This is a genomic window from Hafnia alvei, assembly GCF_900095695.1.
Lineage (GTDB): Bacteria > Pseudomonadota > Gammaproteobacteria > Enterobacterales > Enterobacteriaceae > Hafnia > Hafnia alvei_B.
Window position 1 is genome coordinate 31,206 of record NZ_FMIQ01000057.1, and the last position, 20,935, is coordinate 52,140.

Sequence of the window (20,935 nt, forward strand, 5' to 3'; positions counted from 1 at the left end):
TTCGGCGCAACAGAATGTTGCCGAAAGGTAAAAGTGAAAAATAATGATTGCAGGCACGATGCACATTGATTAGTTTGAAAAGGTATTCAATTTTAGGAAATCCTAACGTGCAAGCAGTTAACCTCCAACTCAGCCTCCTTCTCCTTATCATCTAGGTGGCCTGCACGCATTCAAATTTCACAAGGCCGCCGGAAGGGCGGCCTTGTTGTTTCTAGCACCCTCCGGCAGCGTTTATTCAACACCGGAGCATCAACATGAAGTTCAGCATTTTTACCTCCCCTCGGAGGTTCGCATGAGTCAGCAGTGGTCATCTCGAATTGGGCATATTTTGGCTGCCGCAGGTTCTGCAATTGGCATTGGTGCTATTTGGAAATTCCCTTACGTTTCAGCAACCAACGGCGGCGGCGCATTTCTGATCGTGTTTCTGGTGTTCAGTTTTACGCTGGGGCTGGCCGTGTTTATGGCCGAGACGCTGCTGGGCAGCCATACCCGAGAGGGCGTAGTAAAGGCATTTAAACAGCTGGCAGGACGTCATTGGGGCTGGGTTGGCGTATTGGGCGTAACGTGCTCATGGTGCATCTTCAGTTTCTATAGCGTGGTGGGCGGTTGGACGGTGGGATATACGTTCATGGCTGCTGCGGGCAAGCTGAATATTACTGATTCAAGCCAGCTGAATTCGCTGTTTACCGATTTTATTAGCAACCCGTTTTTGCCGGTAATTACCCACCTGCTGTTTGCAGCGCTGACCTGCTATGTGGTGCTAGGCGGCGTGCAGCGCGGCGTTGAGAAAGCGGTTAAGATCATGATGCCGTTGTTATTCTTAATTATGCTGGTGCTGATTGTAGTGGGTATGACGCTGCCGGGATCGAGCGCTGGGCTGAAGCTGTTCCTGTATCCAGATTTTAGCCATCTGAGCGGAAAAAGCGTTTTGGACGCGCTGGGGCTGGCGTTCTTCTCGCTGTCGATTGGTTTAGGTATTCATGTGACCTACGGGGCCTATTTGCCGGATAGCAAAGGCATTGCGCGCTCAAGCGTTTGGGTTGTCACGCTGTCGTGTCTGGTTTGTGTGCTGGCGGGTTTGATGATTTTCCCTGCGTTAAGCTCGGCGGGTCTGGACCCTGCCGCAGGTCCTGGATTGACGTTTATGACCATGCCTGTGTTCTTTGCTCATTTGCCGGGCGGCGCCGTATTGGCCGTGGCTTTCTTCTTGCTGTTGCTGGTGGCCGCGCTGTCATCGTCGATTTCTCTGTTAGAAAATATCGTAGCCTTTACTCAGGGGCGCTGGGGTTGGTCGCGCCGCAATGCGAGCCTGATTATCACTGCAAGTATTATGCTGGCGGGTATTCCTGTGACCTTATCGTTTGGTGAATTAAGCGGCCTTACGCTGGGTGGAAAATCGCTGTTTGATGTGCTGGACTTCTTAACCTCGAATCTGATGATGCCGTTGTTCGGCATTATTATCTGCTTGGTATTTGGCTGGTCGCCGCGTGCAGCAACGCTGATGCCAGAGGATATTTCTCCTTTCTGGCGTGCAAGCCTGCGTATCACCTGGCGTTACATTGGCCCGCTGTTTATCGGTGTGATTTTGGTGCGAGGGTTGATGTAAGGTAAAAAAAAAGCCCGTTCAATGAACGGGCTTTTTGATAGTTGGAATACGTTAAATCACGAAGGTCAGCGCCAGCCAGTACAAACCGCCAGAAAGCACAATCGCAACTGGAAGGGTAAGAACCCATGCCAGTAGAATGCTTTTGATCGTTTTACTCTGTACACCGCCGCCGTCCACAATCATGGTACCTGCAACCGCAGAAGAGAGTACCTGAGTGGTGGAAACGGGCATACCGGTATAGCTTGCCACGCCGATCGAGATGGCGGCAGTCATCTGCGCAGAAACGCCTTGCGCATAGGTCATGCCTTTCTTACCAATCTTCTCGCCGATGGTGGTTGCTACGCGACGCCAGCCAACCATGGTACCCAGAGACAGCGCCAGAGCCACAGCGACGATAATCCACATCGGTGCATACTCAACCGTCTCTAACAGGTCTTTACGCAGGTCGTTCAGGAAGCGCTTATCCTGAGCGTCTGTTTCTGGCAGCTTGGCAACTTTATCCGCTGTATCAGCCACACACATCAGCAAACGACGCATCTGATTACGTTGATCAACGCTCAGTTCATCGTAGCGTTGCAGGTTGTTCAGCAGTGCTTTGCTGTGATCGATGGCAATCAGTGCGCGTGAAGAATCACAATGGAAATCATTGCTGCTGGTGCTTGGTGCAACAGGCTGATGTTCTTCAATGCCAACGATATGCGGCAGTGCTTCCTGATGCTTCTGATAATACTGTTCCAGATGCGTGATTGCATCGCGGGTACGCGTGATGTCATAGCCAGTGGCGTCCATGTTAACCACAAAGCCGGCCGGAGCCACACCAATCAATACCAGCATCAACAGACCAATGCCTTTCTGACCGTCGTTAGCACCGTGAGAGAAGCTCACGCCGACAGCAGACAGGATCAGGGCAATACGTGTCCAGAACGGTGGCTTACGTTTGCCATCAATCTTTTCACGCTCAGCAGGTGTCATATGCATACGGCGACGTTTTTTTGTGCCGCTCCAGTAACGACGCAGAACAAATACCATCAGGCCGGCCAAAACCAGACCGATGAGTGGCGAGAGAATCAACGATAGGAAGATTTCCAGCATCTTCGGAATGTTGAGTGCATCCACCACGGAAGTGTTGGTCATCAGTGCGTTTGTCAGTGCAATACCGATAATCGCGCCGATTAGCGTGTGAGAACTGGAGGCCGGCAGACCAAAGTACCAGGTGCCGAGGTTCCAGATAATCGCAGCTAGAAGCAGAGAGAACATCATCGCCAGACCGTGAGTCGAGCCCACGTTCAACAGCAAATCTGTTGGGAGAAGGTGCACAATTGCGTAGGCGACGCTGAGGCCACCCAACATCACACCTAAGAAGTTGAAAACACCCGCCATAACGACCGCGATCTGCGAGCGTAGTGCACGAGTATAGATAACTGTTGCGACTGCGTTTGCTGTGTCATGGAAACCATTGATGGCTTCATAAAACAAAACAAACATCAGTGCGAGGACTAACATAAGGCCAGTGTGAAAATCCAGCCCTGCAAATAGATGTAGCATAAGCGTTACGCCAGTTAGTGGTCATGAACGCGGCGCATTATCTGCGAGAACGCGTGCTGGGGAAAAGCAAAATATGACGTTTTTTTGATTTGTTTACATTGGAAATGAATACATATCTCGGATTAGTCCTATAATTTCAGTGTGTTGAGTGAATATCTTAAGATTAATTTTTTCTTCCGCTGGCGGTGAAGAATTACCCCGTTTACAATCCCCCGCCGCGGGTCTGGGATTATTTCGCCATTTATTACCAGATTAGCTCATATTGGAAAAATCGGTATTTACGTTCGTGGTTGTGTTCAAAACCGCGAAATAAGAGGTTATGTGTGGAAAATTTTGATGTAGTGATCGTTGGCGCTGGTGCCGCTGGCCTGTTTTGTGCTGCTCAGGCAGGGCAACTTGGTTTGCGGGTGCTGGTTGTTGATAACGGCAAAAAAGCAGGACGCAAAATCCTGATGTCGGGTGGCGGTCGCTGCAACTTTACTAACATGTATGCTGAGCCTGCGGCATATTTGTCGCAGAATCCACACTTCTGCAAATCAGCGTTGGCGCGTTATACCCAGTGGGATTTTATTGAACTGGTGAGTCGCTACCAAATTGCCTATCACGAGAAAACCTTGGGCCAGCTTTTTTGCGACGATTCCGCTGAGCAGATCGTGGATATGTTGCTAAAAGAGTGTGAGCTGGGACAGGTGGTTATTCGCTTGCGCAGTGAAATTTTGAGCGTTGAGCGGATGGAGAACGGTGAGTTTTCTCTGCAGCTAAACGGCGAGCAGGTTATCTGCAGATCGCTGGTGATTGCCAGCGGTGGCCTTTCTATGCCAGGCCTTGGTGCGACGCCTTTCGGTTATAAAATCGCCGAGCAGTTTGGTCTTAAGGTACTGCCGACGCGTGCGGCGTTGGTGCCGTTTACGCTGCATAAACCGCTGTTAGATCATCTACAAACACTGTCGGGCGTGGCCGTTCCTTCGGTTGTGACCGCTGAATCAGGCACCAGCTTCCGCGAAAGTATTCTGTTTACCCATCGTGGTTTGTCAGGCCCGGCGATTTTACAGCTTTCCAGCTATTGGCAGGCCGGTGAAAAAGTCACTATCAATTTACTGCCAGATTGCGATCTGTCTGCTTTTCTCGATGCAGAGCGCATTGAGCATCCGAATCAGAGCCTGAAAAATACGCTGGCAAAACAGCTTCCTAAACGTTTGGTTGAGTGCTTACAAACTTTGGGGCAAATCCCAGACGTAACGTTAAAGCAGTTAAATGCTGCGCAGCAGATGCAGGTGGTGGAAACATTACAGGCATGGCAGGTGCTCCCGAACGGTACTGAGGGCTATCGTACCGCAGAGGTGACGTTAGGCGGCGTTGACACCAATGAGCTGTCGTCAAAAACTATGCAGGCGCACAAAGCACCGGGGTTATTCTTTATTGGCGAAGTGGTAGATGTAACCGGCTGGCTGGGGGGATATAACTTCCAATGGGCGTGGAGCTCTGCTTGGGCCTGCGCGCAGGCGCTGGCAGCACGATAAAACCTCTCTTCCGCCCCGACCGGGGCGGATCGACTTGAGCGTTACCCTTTCAGCCACGCTTGCCCTTCGACTTTCATTTCTGTTTCCAGAGAGCTTCCTTTGCTGGCAAATTCGCGCGATAGCGGGAAACCACTCTTTTCCAACAGGTATGCCAGTGGCGCGTAGGCGATAGGGAATTTTTCCGCCGTGGCTTTATCGATTTCAACGATGCCCTGTGGGAAGTTGAACGAGCCAAAATCATAGATAGACTGGCGGCGTGTGATTTTCCACACTCCGTTACGTTTTTCGACCCAGTCGTAAAAACGGTTATGAACGCTGGCACCGAGTTTCATTTGCGCATTTTCAATCACGATCATCGCGTTGGTTTCAACGATGGCTTTGTCTCCGTTAAACTGGATCATCGGTGAGCCGATCAGATGTTTAGTGACTAACGCAGAATTTCCCATGCGCTGGGAGCCTTTCACGAACTCGGTAAATAACCCTTCAAACCAAGTCACCTCGATGGTTCCGTCTGGGTGAAACAGTTCCAGCATTTTGTCCCATTCGGCCAGATCCCTGTGCATCCAACCCGTCATTAAATCGGCAATGGTTAAACGATCTTCCCAAGAATTTGTCATGTGATGTCTCTAAGTAGGATGAGCAGCATGTTGCTGATTGTGTTGTTGGCGCACGAATGGCACTAAAAATCAGTATAGGCTGCTGGTGATTAAATTAATTATGCGAGAAGTGCCGCAGAGATTATTCCATGCCGCTGGGGATACATTTTTTGTTTGCGAAGCAGGGTAAACAACGGCGTTTAGTGGTTAGCCATCTCATTCAATTCACTCTACATTGCGCTCAAATTTTCATCGCAAAACGCTTGCTATGATATCAATTTTTGATATCGTTATTGCGTGAGCGACACGGATGAGGTGCAAGGATGTCGACTCATAAACTCAGTGCCAGACACCAACGAACGCTATACGTCATTTTCACTAACCCGCCGATACGAACGTTAGAGTGGCGGAAGATTGAAAACTTGTTAATCGCTCTAGGTGCTGTGGTTTCTGAAGGCCAAGGCTCGCGCGTTAAATTTGAAATCGATGGTGTTGTTGTATTGCTCCACCGTCCGCATCCTAGGAAGGAGGCGAAGATCTATCAAATAACAGAATTGAGAGCTTTTCTTGAAGTGGTGGGAGTTATTCCATGAATGAAATGACTTACAAAGGCTATACCGCACGTATTGAATATAGCCATGAAGATAACTGTTTAGTTGGCCGTTTGGCTGGTATTCGCGACTTAATTAGCTTTCATGCCGACAACGTGGCTGATTTGCGTAAAGAGTTTGAGATTTCGGTTGATGACTATCTGGAATATTGCGCCTCACGAGGGCGTGAGCCACAGCGCCCCGCGAGCGGAAAAATTAGCCTGCGTGTGCCGCCGGATGTGCATTCACAGATCAATGTGGCCGCCGAGGTTGCAGGTAAAAGCGTGAACCAGTGGATTACCGATACCTTAGTTAAAGCCTGTTCTTAATATAAAAAAGCAAAAGCCGCGGCATGATGACCGCGGCTTTTAGGCTTAATCAGAGTTCGAGATTAGAACCACTGTCCGAAACGACGAATATAGAAACGTTTCATTAGCTGAGTGACAACGCAATAGCTGAACAGCGTACCCACTAACCATGGGAAGTACTGCCATGGCAGCGGCTCTAAGCCCACCCACGCACCGAGCGGTGAGAACGGAATATAAATGCCAAGTGCCATGATGATACCCGTGGTGAGCATAACCGGCAGCGCCGCCGTGCTTTGAATGAACGGGATCTTCTGGGTACGCAACATATGTACAACCAGTGTTTGTGACAGCAAGCCTTCAATAAACCAGCCAGACTGGAACAACGCCTGATGCTCAATGCTGTTGGCAGCAAAGACAAACCACATAATGGCGTAGGTCGTGATATCAAAAATGGATGACGTCGGCCCAATCCACAGCATGAAACGCCCGATGTTTTTGGCATCCCATTTACGTGGCTTGCGTAGGAACTCTTTGTCCATTTTGTCCCATGGCAGAGTCAGCTGTGAAATGTCATACATCAAGTTTTGCAGCAGCAGCTGAATGGCGAGCATTGGCAAGAACGGAATAAATGCGCTTGCGACCAACACGGAGAACACGTTGCCAAAGTTAGAACTGGCGGTCATGTTCAGGTACTTGATGATGTTCCCGAAGGTTTCACGACCGGTGATGACGCCTTCTTCCAGCACCATCAGATCTTTTTCCAACAGAATGATATCGGCTGACTCTTTGGCAATATCGGTGCCGGTATCTACGGAGATTCCCACGTCGGCATCGCGCAGGGCTGGGGCATCATTGATACCATCACCCAAGAAACCAACGGTATGATCGTTGCTTTGTAGCGCTTTCAGTACGCGTGATTTTTGCAGCGGCGTTAGCTTTGCAAACACGGTGCGTTGCTCGGCCAGCAAGGCAAGGTGCTCGTCGCTCATGCCTTCAATTTCGCTGCCCAGCAGAGGCTCTCCCGGTTCTAATCCCACGTCACGGCAGATTTTGCTGGTGATAATAGGGTTATCGCCGGTCAAAACTTTAACCATTACGCCGTTTTCACGCAGCGCGGTGATCGCTTCTGCCGCAGACTCTTTTGGTGGATCGAGGAACGTCAGCAATCCGCAGATCACCAAATCGCGCTCATCGCTGTTGCTCAGCGGGAAAACGCAGCCATCAATGCCTAAATCACGAGTACCGACCATCAGCACGCGGAAGCCTTGCTCATTATAGTGAGTGGCTAATTTCATTAGTTCAGCACGTGCGCTATCGTCGAGCGGCAAAATGTTGCCGTCATCGCTAATGTGCGTGGCAATGGCCAGCATCTCTTCGACGGCGCCTTTGCAAATCAACGTATGGCGACGTTGTTCATCACTCACCACAATCGACAGGCGGCGGCGAATAAAGTCGAATGGGAGTTCGTCAATTTTGCTAAACCGCGCCATGGCCTCAACTTCAGGGCGAGCACGCCCGAAGCGGATCACCGCTTTATCCATTAAGTTTTTCATGCCGCTCTGGTGGTAGCTGTTTAGCCATGCCAGCTGCAGCACTTCTTTATTCTCGTGCCCATTGATGTCGATGTGATGCTCAAGAATGATGCGGTCTTGGGTTAGCGTACCGGTTTTATCCGTGCACAGAACGTCCATAGCACCAAAGTTTTGAATGGCATTCAAACGCTTAACCACCACTTTACGACGGGACATGGTAATTGCCCCTTTCGCCAAGTTAGAGCTCACGATCATTGGCAGCATTTCAGGGGTTAAACCCACGGCAACCGCCAAAGCAAACAGCGCGGCATCTGCCCAATCGCCTTTGGTGAAGCCGTTGATTAACAGAACAACAGGCACCATCACTAACATAAAGCGGATCAGCAGCCAGCTAACGCTGTTAACACCACGGTCAAACGACGTTTGGGTGCGTGTGCCAACAATGGATTTAGCCAGAGAACCAAAATAGGTTTTGCCACCGGTGGCAACCACCACGGCTTTGGCGGTGCCGCTGGCCACGTTGGTTCCCATCAGACAAATGTTGGACAACTCTAATAGCTCGCTTTCGCTATTATCGCTGCTGCATGATTTTTGGCTAATGCTGGCGGTAACATCATATTTTTCAATCGGAATCGCTTCACCGGTCAGAACTGCTTGGCTGATAAACAGATCGCGCGATTCAATCAATTTAACGTCGGCAGGAACCATATCGCCTGCGGAAAGCAGAATAATATCGCCCGGGACCAGCTCTTGCAGAGGGATCTCTTTGCACTCGCTTTTGGCCGCAGGATGCGCACGACGCAGCACCGTAGCGGTGGTTCTCACCATTGATTTCAGCGCATCAGCGGCTTTATTGGTGCGAAACTCCTGCCAGAAACGCAGTAATCCGCTCAATGACACCATGATCAAAATAATGATTACGCCAATGAGATCGGTTTCTTCACCGCGTTGCAGCGGTAGCCAGTAGTCGGTGAAGAAACTGATCGCAGCCAGCACCATCAGAACAAAAATGAAGGGATTGTTAAACGCGCTGATTAACTGCACCAAAGCAGGCGGCACTTTTTCATGAGCAACCTGATTTGGGCCAGTTTCCAGCAGGCGTTGGCGTGCATCTTCTTCCTCAAGTCCACTGAGGTTTGAAGAGAGGTTAGAGAGGGTCGCATCCAAGCTGACCGCAGATTCTTCTGCAATCAGATAGGTGACTTTTTTCTTGTCTTTGCGGCTGCGTTTTTCAGCGGCCTGTTCGATTCTCTGGGTCATAACACAGTACTCATCACTGTTTTTTTGCGTGCAGAAATCCGCCCCAAAAATGAGGAGTTTTCTTTCGCAAATTGCTTAATTAGCCAAGGGCTAAGAGTATGCGTTGCAGATTAGGGACGGAGTTTGCTCACGTCAGCCCGTGCAACGCGGGTAACGTTGCTTCTGGGGTGCTCGTCCATATTGATTCCTTACGCCTCGCGGCGAGAGTCTTTGCTGTGTGTCCAAAGTGGACGTATATCAAAATACCGGCGTGAGAGAGCCTTCCTGCGCAGGTTGATTAGGTGCAATCAACAGCAACAAGAAAAGCGGACGCGAGAAAGTAGGTGACGTAAACGTTACCGACAACTCACATCGATAGACTTCTACCCGGAGGGAATAGGGCGCGAGTATAAATATGCATGATAACTGTCCGCATCAAATCCATCAGCCTATTGGCTGATAGCGTCTTTTATGGGTACGCAACAGTTCTGGTATGAGAAGTGATGCTGCCCGCCGAGTCTGGCAAGCAAAGCATCTGGGGAGATAGTCAGCTTGCCAGTGATATATCACTGCTATGTAAGTTACTACTCTGACTTTCCAAGGAAGGATCTCCGCTGATTAACTGCGCAAACTATAAGTGCGGTTATTGGTTATGTAAAGGTTGATTTGATAAACCAATAGTCAACGTAAGTGATTTATTGCATCTACTTGTAACGGAGCTGCAAAAACACGGTTTATCTTATTTTTGCGAAAATTGATCGCGACGCGACTATGTATTTTTGTAAAAAACCACGTTTTTAGATATGACCCCAAAAATGTACACCCTGCACAAAAATGGGGCGATTTTTTGTAGGCCAAAAAGCGAGTATTCATAATAAACATGCTAATTATATGTAAAACATGGTGTTTTTTTACCTTGCATTCACAAATGTTATCGATTTAGCACCTGAAATAGGTCTTACTTTCGAATGAAATAACATTTAATTAACACATCATTCACTTTGTGGGTATAGGAATCTTCTGAGCAGTCTGTTAGTCTTTTTCTCACTTTCTATCTAGCAACGTTTATAAGGATGAACTGAATCGAATTAAAAAATAAATAACAAATTTCTTGGTTAATTACGCATATTCCTCTCGGATAAGAGGAACGCTTCCTGCTATGTGAACGCATAGAAAAGTGGTGTTAGCCGATATAAAGGTGAAGGATCATGAATACATTTTTGTTTGTTTTGAAATGCACTTTTAATTCGACGTTTTTGTTTTCCTTAGATAACTAAAAACTTGCTTTAGGTTTCTACTGCAGAGTGATCGCGCTTCACTCTGCAGTAAACACCAAACGGCCCGTTTTTATTCTAGCGACTAAAAAAACAGGGATTTTTAAATTAATAAAATCGTTAAAACAAATAACGATAGTCATCTGTATAAATTAAAGGATAGAACCTAATGAATAAATCTATTTTATCAATCGCATTAATGGCGGGCTGTTTTGTTTCTGCATCTGCAATGGCAATCAGTGCGAATACTATCACTTTCCAAGGTGAAGTTACCGCTCAGACTTGCTCTGTTTCTATTAACGGAAATGACGCTAGCCCGATTGTTTTACTGCCAACCGTAGCTGCTACAGATTTAGCTGCATCTGGTGATACTGCTGGCCAAACGATATTTACTCTGGGCGTAACAGGCTGCACCAAAAATGATGCGGCAGACACCAATATTAAAACCGTTTTCGTTGGTAATAACGTGACCAATAGCGGCAACTTGGGTAATACCGGTGGTGCAGGAAACGTTGAATTACAAATCCTGAAAAGTACTCAAGACACTGCGGGTATTAATTTAACGAGCCCACAAAGCGTTGACGGTCTGGTTCTGAAACAAGGTGATACCGAGGCTACGCATGATTTCGCTGTCCAGTATTATGCGACTGCAGCAGCAACAGCAGGCACCGTAGCGGGCTCATTACAGTACGCAATTTCTTACCAGTAAGTCATACAGACCGGGATGCCGGTCTGTAAATTATTTAGGAACAACAATATGTTATCTGTCAGGGATGTTTTTACTGGATGTGTTTTGGCGCTCTGCTGGGTTGCTTCGGCTCAGGCAAGCGTGGTGATGACAGGAAACCGTGTGGTTTATCCTGCGCAAAACAAAGAGGTAAATATCCAACTGACTAATCACGATGATTTTCCTAATGTGATTCAGGTATGGATGGACAGCGGTAATGAAGACTCAACGCCTGAAACAGGTCAAGCGCCATTCATTATTACACCGCCATTTTTTAAAATGGCGGCAAAAGCAGGCCAAACCGTACGGCTAATGTTTACTGGGGCACAATTACCTCAGGATCGTGAGTCCGTCTATTACCTTAATTTTTTGCAAATTCCACCAAGAGAAGCAAAAAGTAGCAGTAATCAAATGTTGATAATGTTGCGTAACCGAGTGAAGGTTTTTTATCGCCCTGCTGGAATAACGACATCGCCTGCTGAGATTGCTCAACACGTAAAACCAAAAATAGTTCAGCGTGGAAATACTTACGCGCTGGAACTAGAAAATTTGAGCGGCTATTACCTGTCTATTTCGGGGGCTAGCATTTTGTCAGAAAATAAAGCGATTCAACTCGGAAACAAAATGATCGCCCCGTTTAGTTCTGATGCATGGCCGGTGACAAGCAAAATTAAAAATCCTGAGTTAACGATTAATTATATTAACGATCAGGGAGCAAAAATAACGCACCGTTACCAATTATGATGGATTCCTCATTCATCTCAGGGAATGAGAGGGTATTTAGATGAATAATCGTAAATTAGCTTCATGGGTTACCTGTGCATTATTCCCGATGAGCGTTTATTCGTGGGCGACAGATAATAGTCAATATACCTTTGATGAGTCATTGTTTTTAGGTGGTGGTTTTGCTAAGGGACTAAAGCGTTTTAATACGGATAATAATACCGCTGCGGGAAAATATTCAGTCGATATTTATCTGAATGGCCGTTTTATGCAGCGGGACAGCGTTGACTTTGTTAACAACTCTGCTCAAGAAAAGAGCGAACCTTGCCTTAGCCGCGATTTTTATTTGGAGTCGGGTGTTAACGAAAGTTCGCTGCCGCCCGTCGATAAAACCGCCGATCCACAAGAGAAAGTGGTATGTCAGGCGCCTGAACAGCTGCTAAAAGGAGCCAGTTGGGCCTTTGACCAGCCTCGGCTGCGTCTGGATCTCTATATTCCTCAGGCTTTACTTGCTCGCTCACCGCGTGATGCGGTTCCCGTGGAGAGTTGGGAGGCGGGGGAATCGTTGATGTTCCTCAACTACAGCACTAACTACTATCAAAGCCGCTATCGCTCAGGCTCTGGTGGCACCAGCCAGTATGGTTTTCTTGGTTTGAAATCAGGCATTAACCTAGGTTTATGGCAGCTACGCCAGCAATCATCGGCAACGTATAGCCAGTCGCCGAGCCAAACTCATTATCAGTGGCAATCTCTGCAAACCTACCTACAAAGGCCGATTGCAGCATTGAACAGCAACTTAATGATTGGTCAAAGCTACAGTGGTGGCTCGTTGTTTGGCAGCATGGCGTTTAACGGTATCAAGCTAGAAACTGACCAACGAATGTGGCCACAGTCGCGGCGTGGCTATGCGCCTGAGATCCGAGGAACAGCGCAAACCAACGCGCGGGTAGTGGTGAGCCAAAATGGCCGTACTATCTACGAAACCAACGTCCCTCAGGGGCCTTTTGTTATTGATGATTTGAGCAGCACCCACTATGAAGGTGACTTGAAGGTTGAAGTCATTGAAGCAAATGGGCGTAGCTCAACGTTTACCGTGCCATTTTCTGCGGTATCTGATTCGATGCGTCCTGGCGTTGGCCGTTATAACGCGCTGATCGGGAAAGCTCGTGATTACGGTGGTACGCAGAACCTGTTCGGTGATTTCACCTATGAGCGCGGGATTTCCAATAGCCTTACCGGCAACCTCGGCGTGCGTGTTGCTGATGATTATCAGGCTATTTTGGCCGGTGGCGTATGGAGTCATTGGCTAGGTGCATTCGGTGTGAACACCACGTGGTCACACGCCAAAATTGATGATGAACAAAGTCAGTCTGGGTGGCGTGTGCAGGCTTCGTATAGCCGAACGTTCGACTATACCGGTACCAACGTTGCGCTGGCGGGCTATCGCTATTCCACGGAAGGCTACCGTGAGCTGAGTGACGTGTTAGGCGAACGAGCCAGTAAAAAACAGGGCTCAAATAATGTTTTCAAGTCAGATACGCTGAACCAGCGTAATCAGTTTACCGCGATGATTAACCAGACGTTGGGTGATTATGGCAGTTTGTATTTGTCAGGATCGGTGATGGATTACTACGATAATCAATCACGTAATACGCAGCTTCAACTGGGTTATTCCAACAGTTGGAAAAGCATCAGCTACAACTTGGCGATTAGCCGTCAGCAGTCGGTATACCGTAACCAGATGGATATTGGCGGTGATGATGACTCTGAGCGTAGATATTCCTCTTCCTACGTAGGCAATACTGAGAACCTGATTACGCTAACGTTCTCAATCCCGCTTTCGTTTGGCGGACGTGAAAACTACGTTTCGACGTCGCTCAGTCATGCTGATAGCTCAGGTAACTCAGCGCAAACATCCCTTTCGGGCATGTTAGACGAGCAAGGAACGCTAAATTATTCGGTATATGCCGGATATCAGCAAAATCGCGAGAACCAAGCGGGTAGTACTAAGAACTGGGGTGCGAATCTGCAAAAGAACTCTGCGTTCGGTACGCTTAACGGCAGTTATTCTGCCTCGAGTGAATATACCCAATGGGGCTTAGGGGGACGCGGTGCCGCTGTGATTCATCAGGGAGGCGTCACGGTTGGGCCTTATTTGAGTGAAACGTTTGGGTTGGTTGAAGCCAAAGGCGCTAAGGGCGCATTGGTGAAAAATGGACAGGGTGCCCGTATCGACAGCAATGGCTACGCTATTATTCCGTCGCTGACGCCTTATCGTTACAACACGATCAGCCTTGATCCTAAAGGGATCAATAAGCATACCGAGCTTAAGAGTACGCAAAGCCGCGTGATCCCGTACGCGGGCGCCGCCGTGAAAGCATCTTTCGATACGTTGAGTGGCTATGGTGTGCTAATCAAAGCCAAAATCAATGGCACCGATGCTTTACCGATGGGGGCCAACGTGGTGGATGACCAAAATCACGTGGTAGGGATGTCTGGCCAAGCGAGCCTGATTTATGCCCGTGTGCGTGAGCGTCAAGGCACGCTAACCGTGCGTTGGGGTGAAAGTGCGCAAGAGATGTGCCGCGTGAGCTACGTTTTACCAGAGTCGTCTGAAGAGCAGGAGTTGGTTTCTGTTTCTGGGCAATGTGTACATTAAGGGGACGGAAATGTTCAGGATGAAAGCCAACACCAGTGCAATATCAACGCTTTTCCTGCTGATGATATCCTCATCTGCGATCGCCAATTGCACAAAAATTACGGCTCAATCACAGCTTAGCAGCCCCAGTGATGGGGTGGCGAGCTCATGGCCCGGTAGTTTAGATAACAACAACGGCTCTTTAGGATTGCCTAGCGTTGTGGATATCAGCACCAGCAATGATTTCCAGCCTGATGGCACGCTATTAGCCTCTAGCGTCGCACCGTTTACTTCCTACGCGATTAACTCGGGCTATGAGAGTGAGCGAGTGTTATTTCGCTGCGATGCGGCGGATGCAAATCAGATATTTGAGATGTATGCCACTAACGGCGATGCGGCCTATGCCGGTCTATATGATGACGGCAGCATTACCGGCGTCGCTCCGAAGGCTTATGCTACCTATGTACGTAACGTTGCTATTCGATTTACCAATATGGAGACCGGCCAATTTTACGACAAAATATGGAAATCACGCCTGCTTACCGGGCTTGATACCGATAGCCAAGGCCGTTTGCTGATTAAAGCGAAAAATTTTAGCGCGGTGCAAACTGAAGTTTTTCGTTTGAACTATGCCCGTGCAGGTACCAATAACGCCGCCAGCTATTTATATGCTTATACCCAGCCAAATGCGTATATCGCATTTCGTGGTCCGGGGATTACCGGTCCAGCCGATGGTGCTGATTCACAGACTAGCTTTCCCGGCTGGTATGGCACTTGGCCTGCATCAATTGGGCTGTATAAATATGTGACGTTTCGCCGTGGGGCGACCTGTAAGGTCAGCAATTTCACACCGGTGGTGACATTGCCAGCGATCAATATCAGTGCGCTACAGGCAGGACAGGTGAGCCAGTCACCGTTTACGCTGGATTTCAAATGTCAGTCTGCCGCGACTTCTGGTTTGAAGACTGGTCAGATAGCGCTGGGGTTTTTAGCTCCGCCGGCTAGCGTTGCGGCCGCAACTCAATATGGTCTGATAACGTCAGGCGCAGCGAATTATTTACTTGATGAACAGTATGGTACACAGGGCCATGCCCGTGGCGTGGGGGTAAAGATCTACCGTAATAACCAGCCGATGCAGTTTTTAACTACGGACACCACCAAAACTACCGGCTGGTCACCGATTCTTGGCGGCGATCAAACGAAAGTGGATTCAAATACGGCTCAGGGGATTGATAGCTACACCGAAACCTTTATGGCTCAGTTAGAGAAATTTGGCTCGGATGAACTTACCGCAGGGAGCTATCAGGCGCATGCACAGATTCTTATCCGTATTCAGTAATATTGGCTGCATTATTTTTGCTCTGCTAGGTGTAGCAAATGTGCAGGCAGCGGTGAACGCAGAGGCGACTCGCGTGGTATTTAACGATGGCGAAACGGAAGCGTCGTTGCAGCTTGTGAATAAAAACACCTATCCCGTAGTGGTTCAGGCTTGGTCTGATGATGGAGATCCACAGGCAACACCGGATAAAAGTGCTTCTCCTGTTCTGGTATTGCCCGCGGTATTTAAGCTGCAACCTGAAGAGATGACGAACTTGCGCTTGATGGTGATGGATAACCAACTGCCAAAAGATCGAGAGTCTATATTTTGGTTGAATGTTTATGAGATCCCCCCGCGCCTGGCAGGCGATTCCGTGCAAAAAATTACGATTGCATTACGTACTCAAATGAAGCTCTTTTTACGACCTAAAGGGCTAGATAAGCTACAGGAATCTGTTGGTACAAAGATCAAATTTGTGCGGCAAAAAGAGAGTCTGATGATTGAAAATCCGACCGAATATTATTTAAGCTTTATTGGTGTGACAATAAGTAATATTCCTTTAGATATTGGAACATTATCGCCCAAAAGCCATCATCAGATTACGTTGCCTTCGGGCTTAGAAAATACGAGCAAAAAGATATCCTTCTCGCTAATAAACGATGAAGGGAACTACTGGGATTACACCCAGATAATCAACTAATCATTTAAGTTACCATTTTTCATGGCAGCTATTTCAGATGTGACTAGTGATATTTATCTGTGACTGTACCGGCGCTACATTAATGTCGAATTTGTCGGGTCGATATCTAAGCAATATAGAACAAAAGCAAAATATAAGCCCATGTATTCTTCCGCTAAAGTAATGAATGAATCATGCAAGGTAAGCGTCATATTTTCATGAGGCGTCATAAGATTTTTCTTGGCTGCGGCATCAACAATCCTTCGCAAATGAGTACGTGAAACAGAAGTTTCTTTCGCTATTTGGCTATAAGATATATTGGCAGTGACACTTTGATTTTCCTTTTGTTTTAATGACTCTATGTAAAGACGAATAAATATCATATGTCCTGCGTCTTTTAATAAGAACACTTGAGAATCAGGAAGAATATTGCTCACAATGACATCATTGAACATCAGATCAGCGCAGCGGATAAAGAAGCTTTTTAATCCCTCATAGTTATCAAGGTGATCTTTTTCTAAGCGATAGTCCGGCAGAAGATCGGGGAAAATAGCGAGAGAATTTGCTAAATAACGATGAGTCTCATCCAAACCTTTTTCGGTTGGGTTGAACAATAAAATTCGTTTGTCTTTTTCGCTTTTTTTGACATTAAGCCTTCCGCCGACACGCAGGAAAAACATCAATGATTCCAAGCTATTATGGCTTCCTAGGCCGTGGCTTACACAGTAGTTTTTAACATCGGATAATATAGGGTCTTTACGTGTAAAATAAAAACATAATATCGTTATCGCGATATTGAAACGCGTATCCTTAAACATCGTTTTATAGAATAAAGGATGTGTTTTACACATCGATAACATTAAATCGTAATGCTTTCCGATGGACTGTCTAAAATTAGGCAGTTTCTGTATCTCTGAACTATAAAGAAATAGTTCTTTTGCTAAATTGTTTTTTTGCATTTTTTTCTTTTTTATATTGAAGGCAATTACCACGTTAGAGGTATCTGCTCTGTGTGTGAAAATTTAGGTTAGTGTTCTAGTCTCATTATATCTAGATTAAATGCAATGTCATGATGTCAATGCTATTTGTTAATTGTATAACCTATTATTTGATTGAGTAAAACATAGCAATAAACTGACTTATTCGACATGTTTTGTATTAATTTTGCAGCTCGTAAGGCTAATTTTGAGTGGTTTTTTAGTTTATTATTCTGCAGGTTGCGATGATTTTATATACAAAACATACCAGAAATGTTCATGTATTTATAACAAACTAGAGTGTTATAGTTTTATCCTAGGTTTGTGAATGATTATTTTCCCACCCTTAAGAATTTATACATTACATTGCAAATTTGCAGAATAATTTGAATATTCTTCCGCATATAATTATCATTAGGGATAAAATGTTAAGAATTGCATTAGTTGAAACCTCCTATGTTGATGCGATGGGAATATATAGTTGCATGGATGACATGGAAATGAAATGTCAGTCATTTGACTTATGTTCTCAGTTTGTTCTTGAGCACACGCTAAAACCATTTGATGCATTAATTATCGAAATTGTTCCTTTTGAATACGGTTTATCAGGAGCGTTGGATACCTTGCATTTTCTGAAAGCGGCTTTTCCTAAGCTTCCGGTGATCGTCTTGACACGCTCCGAAGATCCCTATGTTTTATCGAGAGTCATTTCACACAATACCTATACGTTACTGTCTAAACAGGAACCGATTTCGTTGCTGCGGGAAGCTATTATGGCACGTCTATTATCGGGCGTGGTTGAGCATAGCGATGCGATTAGAGGCTTCCTTGAAAAACGAGGAAAACAAGCCGATGTTAAGATAACGCGCAGCGAAGAAAGGGTCATGAGTTGCTTGCAGCAAGGACAAACGCTCGGTGAAATTGCGCGTAAATTAAAGGTGAGTGAGAAAACGATTAGTGGCCATAAGCGCAGCGCAATGCGCAAGCTTGGGCTAACCAACCACGCTAATTTCTGTCGTTATCTGGTTAGCCACAAAGAAGGGTTGCTACAGGAGCGCGCGTAATCTTGCCATATGGAATGCATCAACGTAATCACCATCACGAAAAGCGTAGCTACGGCTGGTGCCTTCTATTTCAAAACCAAATTTTTTATATAGCGCAACGGCACCGATGTTATCGGTAAACACCGTAAGCTCAATTCTTCTTAAATCCAGCCATTTATCGGCAAGCTCTAGCATAGCCGTCATAAGTTTACTGCCTACGCCGCGCCCTTGAAAATCATGCTTAACGCTGATGCCAAAAGTTCCACTGTGGCGCATACGTGGCCGCTGATAGGCGTCTAAACTCACACACCCCACGATATCATTCTCATGTACAGCCACGAGATGATAGGTGCCAGCCGGTGTCTGATTCAGGCGTTTTTCCCAAACTTCTGTTGTGGCATAGGGGAGTTGTAGTGTTTGAGCGTAGACCTGCGGATAAGTATGTAACTTGTGCAATTCTTCGGCATCTTTTGGCGTTGCTGCGCGAATTATAATCTCGGCCATTTGTTTTTCCTGTCAACGAGTTAGCAAATAACCCATTCAATATAAAGGATAAAAACTATTTTAGTAGGGTTATTAATGGTTAAAAAAACGCTTTACAAGTGATATTGATAATGATTATCATTGCCGTGCGTTCTAGGGAAGACAACCTTAGAGAAACGTCAGTTAAGTAGCTCATATTTGACTCACGCTATCCAAGGCGTCCTTTCGAGAAGGCACGACATTGCTCACATTGCTTCCAGTGTTTTTTTAGCCAGCTCGGGTGCTGGCTTTTTTTTTGCCTAAATTCGGCTGTCCTTCGAGCATCGGCTATGACTTTTGGGGAGAAAAGCACTGTCGTCACCCCTCGATCAGTTACACTATTTACCATGTGAAACCTGCCATGTGAATGAAGGATATTTTCCATGGATGTCAGCCAGATCGATTTAATTCTCTCCTTGCTGCAACAGATGTGCGTGTATCTGGTTATCGCCTATTTGTTGAGTAAAACCCCGCTGTTTATCCCGCTGATGCAGGTCACTATTCGTCTGCCGCATAAGCTCGTGTGTTACCTCACTTTTTCGATGTTTTGCATCATGGGAACCTATTTTGGCCTGCATATCGACGATTCTATCGCTAACACCCGCGCCATAGGTGCCGTTTTAGGTGGGGTTCTTGGTGGGCCATCCGTGGGCTTTTTGGTGGGATTGACCGGCGGTCTACATCGCTATTCGATGGGCGGCATGACGGCAATGGCCTGCATGATTTCCACGGTGGTGGAAGGCTTAGTCGGTGGGTTATTGCATCGCTATATGCTGAAAAACAATCGGCTAGATCTGCTGTTCCAACCGCTGGTGATTGCTGCGATTACTTTCTTGGCTGAGTGTTTCCAGATGCTGATCATTTTGATCGTGGCGCGTCCGTTCTGGGAGGCCGAAGAGCTGGTGGAAAATATTGCTTTGCCGATGATGATCACTAACACCGTTGGCGCAGCTATGTTTATGCAGATCTTGCTCGACAGGCGGGCAATCTTTGAAAAATACACCTCGGCGTTCTCCTCAAAAGCCCTACAAATTGCGGCTCGAGCTGAAGGTGTCATGCGGCAAGGTTTTAACCCGCAAAACAGTATGAAAGTTGCCAAAGTGCTGTATGAAGAATTAGGGGTTGGCGCAGTGGCGATCACCGACCGTGAAAAGCTGCTGGCATTTATAGGCATTGGTGACGATCACCATCTGGTGGGGTCGCCCATTACCTCTCATCACACGCATCGCGCCATTGAGCTTGATCAAGTGGTCTACGCCGATGGCAACGAGGTGGCGTATCAGTGCTCGGTTACGCCGAACTGTAAGCTTGGCTCAACGCTGGTGATCCCGCTGCGCGGTGAAGATAATCGCGTGGTAGGCAGCATCAAACTGTATGAGCCGAAGAATAAGTTGTTCTCCAGCATTAACCGTACGCTGGGTGAGGGTATTGCTCATTTACTTTCGGCACAGATATTGGCGGGTAAGTATGAACAGCAGAAGCAGTTGCTGGCTCAGTCTGAGATCAAGTTGCTGCATGCGCAGGTGAATCCTCATTTTCTATTTAACGCACTGAACACCTTATCAGCCGTGATCCGGCGCGACCCAGACCATGCACGTAAGCTAGTGCTTTCGCTGTCGACGTTTTTCCGAAAGAATTTAAAACGCAGCAGCGACGAAGTGACGCTGGGTGATGAAATCGAACATGTAAAAGCCTATTTGGAGATTGAAAAAGCGCGTTTCTCCGATCATCTGATGATTGATTTTGATATCGATGAGTCCTTAATGCACATTCGTTTGCCCGCGTTTTCGTTGCAGCCGATTGTGGAAAATGCAATTAAACATGGCACGTCGCAGCTGTTTGGCGTTGGTGAGGTTCGCTTGCATAGCTGGAGAGAAGGCGACGATATTCTGATAAGCGTTGAAGATAATGCGGGTCTTTATCAGTCTAAACCACGTGGCGATGGGCTAGGTATAAACCTGGTCGATCGTAGGATTAAAGCTCGCTACGGCGATAGGTTTGGTGTGAGCGTGGAAAGCGAGGCTGACAAATTTACCCGTATTGTGATTCGCGTGCCGAAGGTGGTTGCTGAGGTTTGATAGTGACTGAATGAGAGCCC

16 protein-coding genes are annotated in these 20,935 nt (G+C 47.1%); 11 read left to right on the top strand and 5 right to left on the bottom strand.

The annotated features are described in order from the left end of the window. Window positions 1–292: 292 nt before the first annotated feature. Window positions 293–1,606 carry a sodium-dependent transporter gene (locus tag BN1044_RS14750; protein WP_072309350.1) on the top strand — a complete coding sequence of 438 codons (1,314 nt, stop codon included), beginning with the start codon at window positions 293–295 and terminating at the stop codon, window positions 1,604–1,606. A 51-nt stretch (window positions 1,607–1,657) separates the two neighbouring features. Here the strand turns inward: BN1044_RS14750 and pitA are convergent, their stop codons facing one another. Continuing rightward, window positions 1,658–3,151: an inorganic phosphate transporter PitA gene (gene pitA / locus BN1044_RS14755; RefSeq protein WP_072309351.1), complete on the bottom strand. Its 1,494-nt coding sequence runs from the start codon at window positions 3,149–3,151 to the stop codon at window positions 1,658–1,660. Between the two features lie 323 nt (window positions 3,152–3,474). On the opposite strand from pitA, the gene BN1044_RS14760 reads away from it, so the two are divergent. Continuing rightward, the gene (locus BN1044_RS14760) at window positions 3,475–4,671 is read left to right on the top strand and encodes a BaiN/RdsA family NAD(P)/FAD-dependent oxidoreductase (RefSeq protein WP_072309352.1); all 1,197 of its coding nucleotides are present in this window, start codon (window positions 3,475–3,477) and stop codon (window positions 4,669–4,671) included. 41 nt (window positions 4,672–4,712) lie between these two features. Here BN1044_RS14760 and BN1044_RS14765 read toward each other — a convergent pair whose 3' ends face one another. Continuing rightward, the gene (locus BN1044_RS14765) at window positions 4,713–5,288 is read right to left on the bottom strand and encodes a nuclear transport factor 2 family protein (protein ID WP_072309353.1); all 576 of its coding nucleotides are present in this window, start codon (window positions 5,286–5,288) and stop codon (window positions 4,713–4,715) included. Window positions 5,289–5,590: 302 nt separating this feature from the next. Between BN1044_RS14765 and BN1044_RS14770 the strand changes: the two genes are divergently transcribed. Next, window positions 5,591–5,860 carry a type II toxin-antitoxin system HicA family toxin gene (locus BN1044_RS14770; protein ID WP_072309354.1) on the top strand — a complete coding sequence of 90 codons (270 nt, stop codon included), beginning with the start codon at window positions 5,591–5,593 and terminating at the stop codon, window positions 5,858–5,860. Next, on the top strand, window positions 5,857–6,186 hold the full coding sequence (locus BN1044_RS14775) for a type II toxin-antitoxin system HicB family antitoxin (RefSeq protein WP_040044457.1): 330 nt from the start codon (window positions 5,857–5,859) through the stop codon (window positions 6,184–6,186). The genes BN1044_RS14770 and BN1044_RS14775 overlap by 4 nt, the downstream gene beginning before the upstream one ends. A gap of 62 nt (window positions 6,187–6,248) precedes the next feature. On the opposite strand, the gene mgtA is transcribed toward BN1044_RS14775, so the two are convergent. Beyond that, window positions 6,249–8,957 (bottom strand): magnesium-translocating P-type ATPase, encoded by a 2,709-nt coding sequence (mgtA, locus tag BN1044_RS14780; RefSeq protein WP_072309355.1) that lies wholly within the window; start codon window positions 8,955–8,957, stop codon window positions 6,249–6,251. A gap of 1,422 nt (window positions 8,958–10,379) precedes the next feature. On the opposite strand from mgtA, the gene BN1044_RS14785 reads away from it, so the two are divergent. From BN1044_RS14785 to BN1044_RS14805, 5 genes are read left to right on the top strand one after another with little or no spacing between them, the layout of a single operon-like run. Continuing rightward, complete coding sequence (locus tag BN1044_RS14785) at window positions 10,380–10,919, top strand: fimbrial protein (protein WP_025799462.1); 540 nt, start codon at window positions 10,380–10,382, stop codon at window positions 10,917–10,919. 48 nt (window positions 10,920–10,967) lie between these two features. Further along, on the top strand, window positions 10,968–11,681 hold the full coding sequence (locus BN1044_RS14790; protein ID WP_072309356.1) for a fimbrial biogenesis chaperone: 714 nt from the start codon (window positions 10,968–10,970) through the stop codon (window positions 11,679–11,681). 40 nt (window positions 11,682–11,721) lie between these two features. After that, window positions 11,722–14,319 (top strand): fimbria/pilus outer membrane usher protein, encoded by a 2,598-nt coding sequence (locus BN1044_RS14795; RefSeq protein WP_072309357.1) that lies wholly within the window; start codon window positions 11,722–11,724, stop codon window positions 14,317–14,319. Window positions 14,320–14,329: 10 nt separating this feature from the next. Next, a complete protein-coding gene (locus BN1044_RS14800; RefSeq protein WP_247650326.1) occupies window positions 14,330–15,637 on the top strand; it encodes a fimbrial protein in 1,308 nt (435 codons plus the stop codon). Then, entirely contained in the window at window positions 15,609–16,316 is a 708-nt protein-coding gene (locus tag BN1044_RS14805; RefSeq protein ID WP_081329600.1) for a fimbrial biogenesis chaperone, read from the top strand. Before BN1044_RS14800 ends, BN1044_RS14805 begins: the two co-directional genes overlap by 29 nt. A gap of 74 nt (window positions 16,317–16,390) precedes the next feature. Here BN1044_RS14805 and BN1044_RS14810 read toward each other — a convergent pair whose 3' ends face one another. Beyond that, entirely contained in the window at window positions 16,391–17,254 is an 864-nt protein-coding gene (locus tag BN1044_RS14810) for a hypothetical protein (RefSeq protein ID WP_072309481.1), read from the bottom strand. 404 nt (window positions 17,255–17,658) lie between these two features. Between BN1044_RS14810 and BN1044_RS14815 the strand changes: the two genes are divergently transcribed. Next, window positions 17,659–18,336 carry a LuxR C-terminal-related transcriptional regulator gene (locus tag BN1044_RS14815; RefSeq protein ID WP_247650327.1) on the top strand — a complete coding sequence of 226 codons (678 nt, stop codon included), beginning with the start codon at window positions 17,659–17,661 and terminating at the stop codon, window positions 18,334–18,336. Here the strand turns inward: BN1044_RS14815 and BN1044_RS14820 are convergent. Then, entirely contained in the window at window positions 18,319–18,819 is a 501-nt protein-coding gene (locus tag BN1044_RS14820) for a GNAT family N-acetyltransferase (protein WP_072309361.1), read from the bottom strand. The genes BN1044_RS14815 and BN1044_RS14820 overlap by 18 nt on opposite strands. Before the next feature lie 401 nt (window positions 18,820–19,220). Between BN1044_RS14820 and BN1044_RS14830 the strand changes: the two genes are divergently transcribed. Further along, window positions 19,221–20,915 (top strand): sensor histidine kinase, encoded by a 1,695-nt coding sequence (locus BN1044_RS14830; protein WP_072309363.1) that lies wholly within the window; start codon window positions 19,221–19,223, stop codon window positions 20,913–20,915. Window positions 20,916–20,935 lie beyond the last annotated feature (20 nt).

Excerpts from the sequence above, each read along its gene's own strand:
- BN1044_RS14750 (WP_072309350.1), top strand. The coding sequence starts at position 293 with ATGAGTCAGCAGTGGTCATCTCGAATTGGGCATATTTTGGCTGCCGCA.
- pitA (WP_072309351.1), bottom strand. The coding sequence starts at position 3,151 with ATGCTACATCTATTTGCAGGGCTGGATTTTCACACTGGCCTTATGTTA.
- BN1044_RS14765 (WP_072309353.1), bottom strand. The coding sequence starts at position 5,288 with ATGACAAATTCTTGGGAAGATCGTTTAACCATTGCCGATTTAATGACG.
- BN1044_RS14770 (WP_072309354.1), top strand. The coding sequence starts at position 5,591 with ATGTCGACTCATAAACTCAGTGCCAGACACCAACGAACGCTATACGTC.
- BN1044_RS14775 (WP_040044457.1), top strand. The coding sequence starts at position 5,857 with ATGAATGAAATGACTTACAAAGGCTATACCGCACGTATTGAATATAGC.
- mgtA (WP_072309355.1), bottom strand. The coding sequence starts at position 8,957 with ATGACCCAGAGAATCGAACAGGCCGCTGAAAAACGCAGCCGCAAAGAC.
- BN1044_RS14785 (WP_025799462.1), top strand. The coding sequence starts at position 10,380 with ATGAATAAATCTATTTTATCAATCGCATTAATGGCGGGCTGTTTTGTT.
- BN1044_RS14790 (WP_072309356.1), top strand. The coding sequence starts at position 10,968 with ATGTTATCTGTCAGGGATGTTTTTACTGGATGTGTTTTGGCGCTCTGC.
- BN1044_RS14795 (WP_072309357.1), top strand. The coding sequence starts at position 11,722 with ATGAATAATCGTAAATTAGCTTCATGGGTTACCTGTGCATTATTCCCG.
- BN1044_RS14800 (WP_247650326.1), top strand. The coding sequence starts at position 14,330 with ATGTTCAGGATGAAAGCCAACACCAGTGCAATATCAACGCTTTTCCTG.
- BN1044_RS14805 (WP_081329600.1), top strand. The coding sequence starts at position 15,609 with ATGCACAGATTCTTATCCGTATTCAGTAATATTGGCTGCATTATTTTT.
- BN1044_RS14810 (WP_072309481.1), bottom strand. The coding sequence starts at position 17,254 with ATGCAAAAAAACAATTTAGCAAAAGAACTATTTCTTTATAGTTCAGAG.
- BN1044_RS14820 (WP_072309361.1), bottom strand. The coding sequence starts at position 18,819 with ATGGCCGAGATTATAATTCGCGCAGCAACGCCAAAAGATGCCGAAGAA.
- BN1044_RS14830 (WP_072309363.1), top strand. The coding sequence starts at position 19,221 with ATGGATGTCAGCCAGATCGATTTAATTCTCTCCTTGCTGCAACAGATG.